The 13,554-nt window shown below is 72.3% G+C and carries 13 protein-coding genes; 1 reads left to right on the top strand and 12 read right to left on the bottom strand.

What is annotated here, in order from left to right:
* Nucleotides 1-108 precede the first annotated feature (108 nt).
* From ACFVU3_RS36500 to ACFVU3_RS36445, 12 genes are all read right to left on the bottom strand, one after another.
* Nucleotides 109-2,937 (bottom strand): DEAD/DEAH box helicase, encoded by a 2,829-nt coding sequence (locus ACFVU3_RS36500; RefSeq protein WP_390073083.1) that lies wholly within the window; start codon nt 2,935-2,937, stop codon nt 109-111.
* Nucleotides 2,938-3,007: 70 nt separating this feature from the next.
* Complete coding sequence (locus tag ACFVU3_RS36495; protein WP_390073082.1) at nt 3,008-3,907, bottom strand: diacylglycerol kinase; 900 nt, start codon at nt 3,905-3,907, stop codon at nt 3,008-3,010.
* An 84-nt stretch (nt 3,908-3,991) separates the two neighbouring features.
* Complete coding sequence (gene tatC, locus ACFVU3_RS36490; protein WP_390073104.1) at nt 3,992-4,903, bottom strand: twin-arginine translocase subunit TatC; 912 nt, start codon at nt 4,901-4,903, stop codon at nt 3,992-3,994.
* A 107-nt stretch (nt 4,904-5,010) separates the two neighbouring features.
* A complete protein-coding gene (tatA, locus tag ACFVU3_RS36485; protein ID WP_390073081.1) occupies nt 5,011-5,298 on the bottom strand; it encodes a Sec-independent protein translocase subunit TatA in 288 nt (95 codons plus the stop codon).
* A 187-nt stretch (nt 5,299-5,485) separates the two neighbouring features.
* The gene (locus tag ACFVU3_RS36480) at nt 5,486-5,683 is read right to left on the bottom strand and encodes a hypothetical protein (RefSeq protein ID WP_390073080.1); all 198 of its coding nucleotides are present in this window, start codon (nt 5,681-5,683) and stop codon (nt 5,486-5,488) included.
* 35 nt (nt 5,684-5,718) lie between these two features.
* On the bottom strand, nt 5,719-5,955 hold the full coding sequence (locus ACFVU3_RS36475; RefSeq protein ID WP_390073079.1) for a hypothetical protein: 237 nt from the start codon (nt 5,953-5,955) through the stop codon (nt 5,719-5,721).
* A gap of 126 nt (nt 5,956-6,081) precedes the next feature.
* Nucleotides 6,082-7,035, bottom strand: a complete 954-nt coding sequence (locus ACFVU3_RS36470) for a helix-turn-helix transcriptional regulator (RefSeq protein WP_390073078.1) — start codon at nt 7,033-7,035, stop codon at nt 6,082-6,084.
* 16 nt (nt 7,036-7,051) lie between these two features.
* The gene (locus ACFVU3_RS36465; RefSeq protein ID WP_390073077.1) at nt 7,052-8,008 is read right to left on the bottom strand and encodes a helix-turn-helix transcriptional regulator; all 957 of its coding nucleotides are present in this window, start codon (nt 8,006-8,008) and stop codon (nt 7,052-7,054) included.
* Between the two features lie 128 nt (nt 8,009-8,136).
* The gene (locus tag ACFVU3_RS36460) at nt 8,137-8,517 is read right to left on the bottom strand and encodes an FKBP-type peptidyl-prolyl cis-trans isomerase (protein ID WP_390073076.1); all 381 of its coding nucleotides are present in this window, start codon (nt 8,515-8,517) and stop codon (nt 8,137-8,139) included.
* 96 nt (nt 8,518-8,613) lie between these two features.
* Entirely contained in the window at nt 8,614-9,546 is a 933-nt protein-coding gene (locus ACFVU3_RS36455) for an FKBP-type peptidyl-prolyl cis-trans isomerase (RefSeq protein ID WP_390073075.1), read from the bottom strand.
* Between the two features lie 118 nt (nt 9,547-9,664).
* Nucleotides 9,665-11,026: a Pup--protein ligase gene (gene pafA / locus ACFVU3_RS36450; protein ID WP_031013984.1), complete on the bottom strand. Its 1,362-nt coding sequence runs from the start codon at nt 11,024-11,026 to the stop codon at nt 9,665-9,667.
* Between the two features lie 69 nt (nt 11,027-11,095).
* Nucleotides 11,096-12,367 carry an MFS transporter gene (locus ACFVU3_RS36445; protein ID WP_390073074.1) on the bottom strand — a complete coding sequence of 424 codons (1,272 nt, stop codon included), beginning with the start codon at nt 12,365-12,367 and terminating at the stop codon, nt 11,096-11,098.
* A gap of 146 nt (nt 12,368-12,513) precedes the next feature.
* On the opposite strand from ACFVU3_RS36445, the gene ACFVU3_RS36440 reads away from it, so the two are divergent.
* Nucleotides 12,514-13,533 carry a LacI family DNA-binding transcriptional regulator gene (locus ACFVU3_RS36440; RefSeq protein ID WP_390073073.1) on the top strand — a complete coding sequence of 340 codons (1,020 nt, stop codon included), beginning with the start codon at nt 12,514-12,516 and terminating at the stop codon, nt 13,531-13,533.
* Nucleotides 13,534-13,554: the final 21 nt, after the last annotated feature.

Raw genomic sequence — 13,554 nt, 5'->3', positions numbered from 1 at the left:
TGGGGCGCCACCCCTGTGGACGACGCCCTGTGGACAACGTGCGGAGGGCGGAGAGAAGGGCCCGTGGTGGATCCACCACGGGCCCTTCTCCTGGTGCTTGAGGGGGCGTCAGCCCACCGAGCTGTACGCCACGACGCCGCGCAGGAGCCCGTCCACGGCCTTGCGCGCGTTCTTCGCGACCGTGCTGTTCTCCTTCGGTGCCGCGGCGGCGATCTGTCCGAGGACGTCGATGACCTGCTTGCACCAGCGGACGAAGTCGCCGGCGGGCATCTCCGCCTCGCGCAGGACCTCGTCGAGGCTCTTGTCGGAGGCCCACTGGTAGGCGGCCCAGGCGAAGCCGAGGTCGGGTTCGCGCTGGCCGACGCCCTCCGCCTGGTTGATCTTGAACTCTTCCTCCAGGGCGTCGAGCCGGCCCCAGATGCGGACCATCTCGCCGAGCGCCGCCTTGGCCTGGCCGCCGGGCACCTTCGGTGCGACGGCGTCGTCGGCCTGCCGGGCCTCGTAGACGAGGGCGGAGACGCAGGCGGCGAGTTCGGCGGGGGCGAGCCCCTCCCAGACGCCTTCGCGGAGGCATTCGCTGGCGAGCAGGTCGAGTTCGCCGTAGAGGCGGGCGAGCCGCTTGCCGTTCTCGGTGACCTCGTCGGCGCGGAGGTAGTCGAGTTCGGTGAGGAGTGCGACGATCCGGTCGAAGGTGCGGGCGATGGTGTTGGTCCGGCCCTCGATGCGCCGCTCCAGCTGCTTGGTGTCGCGCTGGAGGCGGTGGTAGCGCTCGGCCCAGCGGGCGTGGTCCTCGCGCTCGTCGCAGCCGTGGCAGGGGTGGGCGCGGATGGCGGTGCGCAGGCGGGCGATCTCGCGGTCGTCGGCCGCGCCGGAGCGCTGCTTGCGCTGCCGGTCGGGGTTGATGTGCCCGGCCTTGGAGCGCAGGGCGGAGGCGAGGTCGCGGCGGGACTGCGGGGAGCGGGGGTTGAAGGTCTTGGGGATGCGCATCCGCTCCAGGGCTTCCACCGGGACGGGGAAGTCGATGGAGGCGAGGCGCTTGACCTGCCGCTCGGCGGTGAGGACGAGGGGCCGGGGCCCGTCGTGGTGCTCGAAGCCGCGGTGGCCGTTGGTGCGGCCGGCGGGGATGCCGGGGTCGAGGACGAGGGCGAGGCCCGCGAACTTGCCGGTGGGGACGTGGATGACGTCTCCGGGCTTCAGCTTCTCCAGGGAGGCGGCGGCCTGGGCGCGGCGCTGGGCGGCGCCCTGCTTGGCCAGGTCCGTCTCGCGGTCCTTGAGGTCGCGGCGGAGGCGCGCGTACTCCTCGAAGTCGCCGAGGTGGCAGGTCATGCCTTCGCGGTAGCCCTCCAGCCCCTCCTCGTTGCGCTGGACCTGGCGGGAGATGCCGACGACGGAGCGGTCGGCCTGGAACTGGGCGAAGGAGGTCTCCAGGAGTTCCCGGGAGCGGTGGCGGCCGAACTGGTCGACCAGGTTGACCGCCATGTTGTAGGAGGGCCGGAAGCTGGAGCGCAGCGGGTAGGTGCGGGTGCCGGCGAGGCCGGCGAGGTGGTCGGGGTCGAGTCCGCGCTGCCAGAGGACGACGGCGTGGCCCTCGACGTCGATGCCACGGCGGCCGGCGCGGCCGGTGAGCTGGGTGTACTCGCCGGGGGTGATGTCGGCGTGCTGCTCGCCGTTCCACTTGACGAGCTTCTCCAGGACGACCGTCCGGGCGGGCATGTTGATGCCGAGGGCGAGTGTCTCGGTGGCGAAGACGGCCTTGACGAGGCCGCGGACGAAGAGCTCCTCGACGACTTCCTTGAAGGTGGGGAGCATGCCGGCGTGGTGGGCGGCGATGCCGCGCTCCAGGGCTTCGAGCCACTCGTAGTAGCCGAGGACGTGGAGGTCCTCGTCGGGGATGGCGGCGGTGCGGGCCTCGACGATCTCGCGGACGCGGAGGCGGGCGGCGTCGTCGTTGAGCCGCAGGCCGGCGTAGAGGCACTGCTGGACGGCGGCCTCGCAGCCGGCGCGGCTGAAGATGAAGGTGATGGCGGGGAGGAGGCCCTCGTTGTCGAGGCGGTCGATGACCTCGGGGCGGCCGGGGGTCCAGATGCGGGAGCGCTGGCGGCGCTCGCGCTCGCGGTCGGCCTCGCGGACCATCTTGCCGCGGCGGCGCTCGCGGGGGTTGTAGGTGCGCGTGTTCTCGGTCCGGGCGAGGCGGAGGAGGTCGGGGTTGAGCTCGCGGCGGGAGGCGCCGCGGCCGCCGTGGTCGGTCTCCTCCTCGAAGAGGTCGTACATCCGCCGGCCGGCGAGGACGTGCTGCCAGAGGGGGACGGGGCGGCTCTCGGAGACGATGACCTCGGTGTCGCCGCGGACGGTGTCGAGCCAGTCGCCGAACTCCTCGGCGTTGGACACGGTGGCGGAGAGGGAGACGAGGGTGACCGATTCGGGGAGGTGGATGATCACTTCCTCCCAGACGGCGCCGCGGAAGCGGTCGGAGAGGTAGTGGACCTCGTCCATGACGACGTAGCCGAGGCCGGAGAGGGCCTGGGACCCCGCGTAGAGCATGTTGCGGAGGACCTCGGTGGTCATGACGACGATGGGGGCGTCGCCGTTGACGCTGTTGTCGCCGGTGAGGAGGCCGACCTTGTCGGGGCCGTACCGCTTGGCGAGGTCGGCGTACTTCTGGTTCGACAGCGCCTTGATGGGGGTCGTGTAGAAGCACTTGCGGCCCTGGGTGAGGGCGAGGTGGACGGCGAACTCGCCGACGATGGTCTTGCCGGAGCCCGTGGGGGCGGCGACGAGCACGCCCTTGCCCGCTTCGAGAGCCCGGCACGCCTCGATCTGGAAGGGGTCCAGTCCGAACTCGTACATCTCTCGGAAGGGGGCCAGTGCGGTGGCCTGCTCTGCGTTGCGCGCGAGGGCTGCCGCGTACGCCTCGGCTGGGGTGAGGTCCTCTGTCATCTTGTCATCGAGCCTACCCGCCCCCTCTGACAGTGACGCGATCTTTATCGAGGGGATCCCGGCGGGGGTGTCAGGGGGCCAGGACGGTGAGGGCTCCGGGTACGGCGTCGGCGGTGAGGGGCAGCGGTCCGAGCGGTTCGCCGTCCGCGTAGCCGGTGGTGGCGGGGGCGTCGAGGGTGATCGAGCGGACGCGGTACGTGGTGACGGCGGGGTGGTCGAGGTGGGTGCCGCGGTAGACGCGGGGGAAGACCTTGAGGAGGGTGGTGCGGGTGACGTCGCCGACGACGGTGACGTCGAGGAGACCGTCGTCGGTGCGGGCGCCGGCGCAGATCCGCATGCCGCCGCCGTAGGAGGTGCCGTTGCCGACGGCGACGAGGGTGGCGTCGGTCTCGACGGTCAGTCCGTCGAGGACGAGCCGGTAGGGGACGGGGCGGAAGGCGGCGAGTTCGGCGAGGATCGCGAGGTCGTAGCGGAAGCGGCCGGCGGGGAGCCGCATGCGGTTGCCGCGGTCGTTGACGCGGGAGTCGAAGCCGGAGGCGAGGACGGTGCCGTACCAGCGGGGTCCGGCGGGGGTCGTGACGCGTCCGAGGTCGAGGGGGCGGGTGGCGCCGTCCCGGAGGAGCGTGGCGGTGAGGCGGGCGGCGGCGGCCGGGTCGCGGACGGGGAGGCCGAGGGTGCGGGCGAAGTCGTTGCCGGTGCCGACGGCGATGACGCCGAAGGGGGTGGTGGTGCCGGCGACGGCCTGGAGGGCGAGGGAGACCATGCCGTCGCCGCCGACGGCGACGAGGGCGCCGGTGCCGTCGGCGACGGCCTCGCGGGCGCGGCGCAGGGCGTCGGCGGGGTCGGTGCCGAGGAGGGTGCGGACGGTGTGGCCGGCGGCGCGGAGGGCGTCCGCGGCGGGGCGGGCGGCGTGGGTGCCGCTGCCTCGGCCGGCGGTGGGATTGACGAAGAGCGTGATGTCGCTGGACATGGCGAAGGTCCCCCCGGACGGAGTCTGGGGGGACCTTACAAGACCTGGCTGCCGGTGTGACCGCCGGTACGGCGGTGGGCGGGGTCAGGTGATGTCGTCGTAGCCGCCGGTGCGGTGGGCGCGGGCTCCGTCGGTGTCGCCGGTGGCCTGCTCGGGCAGGGCGCGGGCGGCGGGGACGGGGTCGAGGCTGCCGACCGGTTCGGGGGCGAGGTCGAGGACGGACGCCTCGTCGTCGGAGAGCGCGGCGTCGGGGTTGCGGCGGGCCCTGCGGCGGTCGTTGAGGATCGAGATGCCGACCGCGATGAAGTACAGGAGGATGATCGGTCCGGCGAGGGCGATCATGCCGAGGGGGTCGGTCGAGGGGGTCGCGACGGCGCCGAAGACGAAGGTGCCCATGACCATGGCGCGCCACCAGCCGGCCATGCGCTTGCCGGTGACCACGCCGGTGAGGTTGAGCATGATCAGCAGCAGGGGCAGTTCGAAGGCGAGGCCGAAGACGAGCACCATCCTGGTGGTGAAGTCCAGGAGGTCGTCGAGGGAGAGGAAGTTCGACGCGACGTCGGGCGTGATGCTGATGAGGACGCGCACGCTGACGGGCATGATCAGGTACGCCGTGTAGGCGCCGGCCACGAAGAGGGGGACGGCGACGGCGGCGAACCAGTAGGTGTACTTCTTCTCGCTCTTGTGGAGGCCGGGCGCGATGAAGGCCCAGAGCTGGTAGAGCCAGACCGGGCAGGAGACGATGAGGCCGGCCAGCATGATCACCTTCACCGTGGAGGTGAAGGGGGAGAGCATGGTCTGGTAGGCGATGACGACGCAGCGTCCGCCGGTGTTCTCGGACAGGGAGGTGTCCGGGGGGCACTTCGGTACGGGGGACGACAGAAGGTCCATCAGCTGCTGGCTGAAGAACGTCGCCACCACGGAGGCGACGACGATCGCCAGCATCGCCTTGGCGAGGCGGTTGCGCAGCTCACGGAGGTGATCGGCGAGTGGCATCCGCCCCTCGGGATCCTTCTCCTTCTTCATGCGGGCAGACTTGGGCAACCCACGTCCTCATCTCGTGCGGGCAGGCCGCGGTGCGGCGTACGTGCGGGGCGGACGGGTCAGCGCTGGGTGGAGTCCGACGCCTCGGTCACGGGGCGGCCGCCGGTCACGTCGCCGGGGGCGGCCTTGATGGTGCGCTGGGCGGAGGCGGTCTGCTCGGCCGGCGCCTCGGCGGGAGCGGCGGCGGACTCCTGGTTCTCCGACTTCATGGCCTTGGCCTCGCTCTTCAGGATGCGGGCCGACTTGCCCAGGGAGCGCGCCATCTCCGGGAGCTTCTTGGCGCCGAAGAGCAGCACGACGACCAGCAGGATGAGGCTGATCTCAAGGGGACCGATCTGACGGAACATGGCTGTGGTCTCTCTTCTCACCGAGGCGGCATGGGTGCGTGCCCGGCCGGTCGGACATGCGTCCGGCCACCGCGCTGTCTGCGATCGTAACCCGCAGGAGTAAACGTCGGGCAATGCCCGTGCATACTCCCGATTGCGTCCGGGGAGCCCTGATCAGGCCGGATCTTGGCAGCGTACGGCAGTCGGATCAGGGCAGGGAACGGCCGGTTCGGGCCAGTCCGGTGGCCGCGGTCTCCAGGTCGTCGGCGGCGCGCTGGATGCGCTCTGTGGTGACGGCCACTTGGCGGCCGAGGCGCCGGACCTCCAGGAAGACCTTGACGGCGAGGACGCCGAGGACGGCGAGGCCGAGGAAGCCGAGGGCGATCGCGAGCATGGGCCAGAGCATGGGCCGAGCCTAGCCCTTGGGGGGTGGGGTGCCGGTCAGGCGGTGGTGTGGAGGCGGAGGGTGCGGACGCCGCCGCCGGTCAGGAGTTCGACGATGCGTTCGCCGGCGGGCTTGCGGACGGCGCTGCCGCATTCGGGGCAGGTGAAGGAGTAGAAGGTGGTGCGGCGGCTGGCTCCGATGGCCAGGCGGAGGGCTCCGGCGGTGAGTTCGAAGCGGCAGCGGCAGTCGGGGCAGGCGGCTTTGAAGAGGACAGGGACCACTGAAACCGACATGTCAGAAATCACAGACATATCCTTCTACTCTCCTCGCCTCTGATCCGCTGCACCTTCAGGAAACCCGCCCCGTCCGGCCCCTCCCCCGTCGAGGGGACGGGCCGTCCGCTCCCGTACGGGGACGGCTCACACGCCCTCGTACGCGGCGAGCGCGGCCGTCGCCGCCTCCCGGGCGCTGTCCGCGAGAACGGCCGGCGAGACGATCCGCCCGTCGCTGCCGAGCCGCAGCGCGAGCCGCTTCAGCGAGGCCGGGTCGGGGGTGCGCAGGGTGATCCGCAGCCCGCCGCCGGGCAGCTCGTCGGCGCGGTCGTGCGGGTAGTACTCGGCGACCCAGCGGCCGCCGGGGCCGACCTCGACCACCACTTCGGGGTCGTCGGCGGAGGGCTGGACCAGCCCCTCGGAGAGGTCCCTCAGCTCCAGCTCCGGCGGCGCGGCGGCCTCTTCCAGGATCCGGATCTCGGCGACCCGGTCCAGGCGGAAGGTGCGGCGCGCCTCGGAGAGCCGGCACCACGCCTCCATGTAGGTGTGGCCGACGGCGAAGAGGCGGATGGGGTCGACCTCCCGCTCGGTGAGCTCGTCGCGGGCGGGTGAGTAGTAGCGCACCCAGAGCCGCTTGCGCTCGGAGATGGCCCGGTCGACCTCGGCGAAGACGCCGCCCTCGGACTCGAAGGTGACCGAGAGGCGGGCGCTGGCGCCGGCGGCCTCGCCCGCGGCGGCCTCCAGCTTGGCGGTGGCGCGGACCAGCGCGTCCCGGTCGCCCTCGCGGAGTCCGGGCAGGGTGGCGACGGCGCGGGCGGCGACGAGCAGCGCGGTGGCCTCGTCGGCGGCGAGCCGCAGGGGCTCGGCGACGTCGTCCGGGTTGTGCCACCAGATCCGGTCGCCGTCGGTGTCGATGTCGAGCAGGTCGCCGCCCCGGAAGCTGGTGCCGCACATGGGCAGCACGTCGAGGTCGGAGATCAGCTCGTCCTCGGTGATGCCGAAGGCGCGCGCCACGTCGGCGACGTGGGCGCCGGGGCGCTCGCGGAGGTAGGTGACGAGGGAGAGCATCCGCCTCGTCTGGTCGATCGCGTTGGCAGCCATGCGGTTCGTCTCCCCCTCAGCCCTTGGCGACGGCGCGCAGCCGCTCCACCACGTCGGCCCGCAGGTCGGCCGGTTCCAGTACGACGACGTCGGGGCCGAACTCGACGAGCCAGGCGTCGAGGCCGTGCCCGTACGGGATCTCCAGCTCGTCCCAGCCGTCGGCGCCCTCGCGCACCTCGACGGCTCGGGCCCGCAGCGGGTAGCCGCAGCCGGCCCGGAGCCGGATCCGGGCGGAGCGGGTGGCGGTCTCGCCCGCCCAGCTCTCCACGGTCTCGCGGACGGTGACGGCGTCGGGCACGGGCGCGGTGAAGGCGCCGGCCCGGGAGCGGACCTTGCCGGTGATGCGGGAGAGGCGGAAGACGCGCTCGGCGCCGCGGTCGCGGTCCCAGCCTGCCAGGTACCAGTGGCCGCGCCAGCACTCCAGCGTCCAGGGCTCGACCTGGCGGGGCTCGGGGCGGGCGGCGTTGGCCTTGCGGTACTCGAAGGAGACGGGGCGCCGGTCGCGGCAGGCGAGCATCAGCGGCTCGAAGGCGGCCTCGTGGACCGGGATGCGGGGTTCGAGGGCACTGGGCTGGATCTCGTACGTGTCCTCGGCCTCGGGCATGCCGGCGGCGCGGAGCTTCTGGAGGGCGCCGCTGGCGGCTCCGGCGAGGCGGGCCTGCTGCCAGACCCGGGCGGCGAGGCCGAGCGCGGCGGCCTCCTCGGCGTCCAGGGTGATGGGCGGGAGGCGGTTGGAGTCGCGGCGGGCGAGGTAGCCGGTCTCGCCGTCGAGGTTCTCGACGGTCTCGATGACCAGGCCGAGCTCGCGGAGGTCGTCCTTGTCCCGCTCGAACATGCGGTTGAACGCCTCGTCCCCGCTGGCCTCCATGTACGCCTCGATGGAGCCGCGCAGTTCGCGCTTGCTCAGCGCGCGGCGCGTCCCGAGCAGGCACAGCGCGAGATTCATGAGCCGCTCGGCCTTGGCAATCGCCATGGACGCCCTGCACCCTCTTCCCCGGTTCCGTTCTCGGACGTCCGACCGTACCGCCCCGGGGTGTCCGGACAAAAGCCGAGGGCCCCCGCCGTGGAGGCGGGGGCCCTCGTCAGGTGCGTGGAGCCGGGTCAGGGCTTCTTCACGGCGACCAGGTCGCAGACGAAGATCAGCGTCTCGCCGGGGGCGATCTTGGCGCCGGCGCCGCGGTCGCCGTAGGCGAGGTGCGCGGGGATGATCAGCTGGCGGCGGCCGCCGACCTTCATGCCCTGGACGCCCTTGTCCCAGCCCTGGATGACCTGGCCGACACCGAGCTGGAAGGGCAGCGCCTCGCCGCGGTTCCAGGAGGAGTCGAACTCCTCGCCGGTGCTGAAGGAGACACCGACGTAGTGGACCTTGACCAGGTCACCGGCTTCGGCGGTCTCGCCGTCGCCCGGCCAGATGTCCTTGATCTCCAGGTCGGCCGGCGGCTCGCCGCCCGGGAAGTCGACCTCGGGCTTCTCGATGCTCACTGCAGTGTGCTCCTCATACGGGTGGAACCGCGCGGACGATGGCCCGCGCGACCCGGACAACCTACCTCGCGGCGGGCCGGATCGCGCGGGAACCGGCTACTGCTTGGCGAGGATGTCCACCGTGAAGACAAGGGTGGAGTTGGCCGGGATCTTGCCCTGGGCCTTGTCGCCGTAGCCGTCGGCCGGCGGGACGACGAGCAGCACGCGGCTGCCGACCTTCTTGCCCTCCAGGCCCTTGGTCCAGCCCGGGATGACGTTGGCGAGCGGGAAGGAGGCCGCGGCGCCGCGCTCGTAGGAGCTGTCGAACGGCGTGCCGTTCCAGAGCACGCCCTGGTACTGGACGGTCAGGGTGTCGGTGGCCTTGACCGCCTCGCCCTTGCCCTCGATGACGTAGTTGGAGACGAGCGTCTTCGGCGCGTCGGCCTTCGGCACGGTCAGCGAGGGGGCCTTGCCGTCGGTGTTGGTGCCGACCTTGGGCAGGTCCTTGTTCTCCTGGGCGACGACGGTGCCCTCGGCGGACTTCGGGATGACGGTCGCCTTCAGGATGTCGACGACGAAGACGAGGGTGGCGTTGCCCTTGATGGCGGGAGGGGAACCCTGCTCGCCGTAGGCGAGCTCCGGCGGGATGCCGATCTCCAGGCGGCTGCCGACCTTCTGGCCCTTCAGGCCCTGGTCCCAGCCCTTGATGACCTCTCCGGCACCGAGGGTGACGGTGAACGGCTCGCCGCGGTCGAAGCTGTTGTCGAAGGGGGTCGTCGAGTCCCACGCCTGACCGAGGTAGTTCACCTGCAGGACGTCGCCGTCCTTGGTGACCGGGCCGTCTCCCTCGCTGATGACGTTGACCTTGAGGTCCTTGGGCGGGTCGCCCTCGCCCTTCGAGAGGGTCGGCTTCTCGCCGAACTTCTCGCCCGCGGTGATGGCGGGCAGCCCGTTGGTCATCGAGGCGTTATCGGAGCCCTTGGTCTCGCTGCCGCACGCCGCTGTGACCAGCAGCAGCGGGACGACGAGAAGGCCGGCAAGTCGGCGCACGTGTTCCTCAGATCTCAGACGGCACAGTAGTTGTCCCGACACTCTAGGGGACCGGGCTGTGACGTCCAGGGCCCCGCGCGTCGCACGCGCGGGGCCCCGACCTGCTCTTCCGATCGTCCTACATGCCGGCGATCAGCTTCTCCACCCGGTCGTCGACCGAGCGGAACGGGTCCTTGCACAGGACCGTGCGCTGCGCCTGGTCGTTGAGCTTGAGGTGGACCCAGTCGACGGTGAAGTCCCGGCGCTGCTCCTGGGCGCGGCGGATGAAGTCGCCGCGGAGCCGGGCCCGGGTGGTCTGCGGGGGCACGGACTTGCCCTCGAAGATCTTCACGTCGTTGCAGATCCGCGCCGCCTGCCCGTTCTTCTGGAGCAGGTAGTAGAGCCCGCGGCGGCGGTGGATGTCGTGGTAGGCGAGGTCTATCTGGGCGACCCGCGGGTTCGACATGGTCATGTTGTGCTTGGCCCGGTAGCGCTCGATGAGCTTGTACTTCATCACCCAGTCGATCTCCGTCTGGATGCGGTCCAGCTCCTCCTGCTCGATCGCGTCGAGCGTGCGGCCCCACAGTTCGAGGACCTGGGCGACCGTCCCGGAGCGGATGCCGCGGCGGTCGACGAAGTCGGACGCCTTCTCGAAGTACTCGCGCTGCACCTCCAGCGCGGACGCCTCGCGGCCGCTGGCCAGGCGCACCTTGCGCTGGCCGGTGATGTCGTGGCTGACCTCGCGGATGGCCCGGATCGGGTTCTCCAGGGTCAGGTCGCGCATCACCGTGCCGGCCTCGATCATGCGCAGCACGAGGTCGGTGGCGCCGACCTTGAGCAGCATGGTCGTCTCCGACATGTTCGAGTCGCCGACGATGACGTGGAGGCGCCGGTAGCGCTCGGCGTCGGCGTGCGGCTCGTCCCGGGTGTTGATGATGGGCCGGGAGCGGGTGGTGGCGGAGCTGACGCCCTCCCAGATGTGCTCGGCGCGCTGGGAGACGCAGTAGACGGCGCCGCGCGGGGTCTGGAGCACCTTGCCCGCGCCGCAGATCAGCTGACGCGTCACCAGGAACGGGATGAGGATGTCCGCGAGACGGGAGAACTCTCCGTGGCGGGCGACGAGATAGTTCTCGTGGCAGCCGTAGGAGTTTCCGGCGGAGTCGGTGTTGTTCTTGAAGAGATAGACGTCGCCCGCGATTCCCTCCTCGTGCAGGCGGCGTTCGGCGTCCACGAGAAGACCTTCGAGAATGCGCTCGCCGGCCTTGTCGTGGGTGACGAGTTCGATCACGTCGTCGCATTCCGGTGTGGCGTATTCCGGATGCGAACCCACGTCGAGGTACAGGCGGGCGCCGTTCCGCAGGAAGACGTTGCTGCTGCGGCCCCATGACACGACTCGGCGGAAGAGGTACCGCGCCACTTCGTCAGGAGACAGTCGGCGCTGTCCCCTGAACGTGCACGTGACGCCGTACTCGTTCTCCAGCCCGAAAATGCGGCGGTCCATGTCTGAACATTACGCCTGACGGCCTGTGCTGAAACCGGGTTGGACGTTCCCGTTTCGATCATTTTCCGATCAGAGGGCGTTCTTTTCCGTGTGTACCGGGGCGGCGGCGCCCCCGCTCGCGGCGTGTCGCGTCCGGCGGCCGGGCGCGTCGGGGTCGTTCAGCACCCGGCCGGTGGCGAGCAGCACCAGCAGGGCGACCACGCCGCCGGCGCCGGCCACCGCGAACCCGGCCACGGTCCCGGCGAGTTCGACGGCGGGCCCGGCGGCGGCCGAGCCGAGGGCGGCGCCGACGCCGAAGGTGGTGACCAGCCAGGAGAACGCCTCGGTGACGGTGCCGGCCGGGGCGTGCCGGTCCACCACGATGAAGGCGCAGGCCAGCACGGGGGCGAGGAAGACGCCGGCGAGGGCCGAGAGGGCGGCCATGGCGATCGGGCCGGGGGTGAGCGTCAGGGGCAGGTAGCAGAGCGCGAGGAGCGCCACGAGGACGCGCAGCCGGCGCTCGGGCGCGCCCGCCCACTGCCGGGCGCCGTAGAGCACGCCGCCGAGGAGGGCGCCGAGGCCGAGGGCGGCCATCAGCCAGCCGTAGACGGACGGGGTGCCGCGGTCGTCGGCGTAGGCGACGGCGGCGACGGTGATGGAGCCGAGGGCGAGGCCGACGAAGAAGAACGAGCCGAGCAGGGCGAGCAGCCCGGGCGAGCGCAGCGCGCCGAGCCAGTGGGCCTCGCGGGGTGCGGAGCGCCAGGCGCGGGAGGGCGCGGAGAGGACCACCGAGAGGGCGCCGAGGACGCCGATGAGGTTGATGACGAGGAGGGCGGCGGCGGGCGACCACAGGGCGACGAGGAGGGTCACCAGGAGCGGGCCGATGGTGAACATGACCTCCTGGGCGACCGCGTCGAGGGCGTAGGCGCGGTGGACCCGGTCCTCGCGGCCGAGGACGCTCGGCCAGAGGGCCCGCAGGCCGCCCTCCAGGGGCGGGGTGAAGAGTCCGGCGATCGCGACGGCGGCGTAGGCGAGGGGGAGGTTGCCGATGCCGGCGAGGGCGAAGAGGGCCATGCCGAGGGCGGAGAGGAGGGCGGCGGGCAGCTGGACGCGCGGCTGGCCCTTGAGGTCGACCGCGCGGCCGAGGAGCGGCTGTCCGACGGCGTTGGCGAGGCCGTACGCGGCGACGAGGCCGCCCGCGAGGGTGTAGCCGCCGCCCTGGTCGCGGACGAAGAGGGTCATGGCGATGGGGCCGGTGCCGTTGGGCAGCCTGCCGACCAGGGTGCCGGTGAGCAGGCGGAGCGCGTGCGGCGCCCGCAGGATGTCGCGGTAGCCGCCGTGTGCCGTGGCCTCGGTGGCCATGCGGGTCTCCCCTCCGTCGGCTCCCGCCGAGGTTTTACGTATAACTTCTGCCGTCATACGTACCATGGCGGCGTGACGCGGGTCCACCCCGCGGCCCGCGCACCACCGACCAGCGCCCCACCGACAGCGTCCGACGCGGAGGCCCCGTGCAGACCCCCGAACCCCCCGGCGGACCCCGTCCGACCAGCAGGGACGTCGCCCGGGTGGCGGGCGTCTCGCAGGCCACCGTCTCCCTCGTCCTCGGCGACAAGTGGCGGGGCCGTGTGTCGGAACGCACGGCCGGCACCGTCCGGGACGCGGCCCGCGCGCTCGGCTACCGGCCCAACCTCGCGGCCCGCAATCTCCGCCTCGGCCGCACCCGGACCGCCCTGCTCGTCGTGCCGGCCCTCACCAACGAGTTCTTCGCCCACGTGTACACCGGCGCGGCGGCCGTCGCCGCCGACCACGGCTTCGGCGTCGTGCTCTACCCCTCCCCCGACGGCGTCGGCCCCGCCCGCGACCCCTTCGCCTCGGCCCAGGCGGCCCTGGACGGCGTGCTGGCCTCCTCGATGGCCACCGACGCCCTGGAGGCGTTCCGCGGCAGCGACCTGCCGCTCGTGATGCTCGACAGCGACCCGGCGGGCCCCGGCGCCGCCGCCCACGTCAACCTGGACGTCGCCGAGGGCATGCGGCTGGTCACCGCCCATCTCCTCGCCCTCGGCCACCGCAGCTTCCTGCACCTGGCGTCGGCGGCCCCCTCCTGGACCTTCGACGTGCGTGCCGCGGCGCTCGCGCACGCCCTCGCGGGCGCGGAGGTACGCACCGTGCGGTCGCCGCTCACCGTCGCGGCCGCGCGGGAGGCCGCCGGGGCGGCGCTCGCCGCGCCCGGACCCCGCCCCACCGCGGTGATCTGCGACGACGACATCCTCGCGGCCGGCGTCTGCAAGGCCGCGTGGCGGCTCGGCCTGCGCGTCCCGGAGGACCTGTCGGTCACCGGCTTCGACGACATGGCCCTGGCGACGGCGGTCGAGCCGGAGCTCACCACGGTCCGGCTGCCCGCCGAGGAGTTCGGCCGCCGGGGCATGGAGGCGCTGCTCGCCGTCCTGGCGGGCGAACCGGCCCGCGCGGACGTCCTCCCCGTCGAGCTGGTCCCGCGCGGCTCCACGGGCCCGGCACCGGCCGTCTGAGCCCCGGAACGCGCGGAGGGG

The organism is Streptomyces sp. NPDC058052 (assembly GCF_042885515.1).
GTDB lineage: Bacteria > Actinomycetota > Actinomycetes > Streptomycetales > Streptomycetaceae > Streptomyces.
The sequence above is the reverse complement of the archived record's forward strand: the minus strand, read 5'-3'. Positions and strand labels throughout refer to the sequence as shown.

What these genes read in the sequence shown, in the direction of transcription:
- ACFVU3_RS36500 (WP_390073083.1), bottom strand. Translation starts at nt 2,937, where the DNA reads ATGACAGAGGACCTCACCCCAGCCGAGGCGTACGCGGCAGCCCTCGCG.
- ACFVU3_RS36495 (WP_390073082.1), bottom strand. Translation starts at nt 3,907, where the DNA reads ATGTCCAGCGACATCACGCTCTTCGTCAATCCCACCGCCGGCCGAGGC.
- tatC (WP_390073104.1), bottom strand. Translation starts at nt 4,903, where the DNA reads ATGCCACTCGCCGATCACCTCCGTGAGCTGCGCAACCGCCTCGCCAAG.
- tatA (WP_390073081.1), bottom strand. Translation starts at nt 5,298, where the DNA reads ATGTTCCGTCAGATCGGTCCCCTTGAGATCAGCCTCATCCTGCTGGTC.
- ACFVU3_RS36480 (WP_390073080.1), bottom strand. Translation starts at nt 5,683, where the DNA reads ATGCTCTGGCCCATGCTCGCGATCGCCCTCGGCTTCCTCGGCCTCGCC.
- ACFVU3_RS36475 (WP_390073079.1), bottom strand. Translation starts at nt 5,955, where the DNA reads ATGTCGGTTTCAGTGGTCCCTGTCCTCTTCAAAGCCGCCTGCCCCGAC.
- ACFVU3_RS36470 (WP_390073078.1), bottom strand. Translation starts at nt 7,035, where the DNA reads ATGGCTGCCAACGCGATCGACCAGACGAGGCGGATGCTCTCCCTCGTC.
- ACFVU3_RS36465 (WP_390073077.1), bottom strand. Translation starts at nt 8,008, where the DNA reads ATGGCGATTGCCAAGGCCGAGCGGCTCATGAATCTCGCGCTGTGCCTG.
- pafA (WP_031013984.1), bottom strand. Translation starts at nt 11,026, where the DNA reads ATGGACCGCCGCATTTTCGGGCTGGAGAACGAGTACGGCGTCACGTGC.
- ACFVU3_RS36445 (WP_390073074.1), bottom strand. Translation starts at nt 12,367, where the DNA reads ATGGCCACCGAGGCCACGGCACACGGCGGCTACCGCGACATCCTGCGG.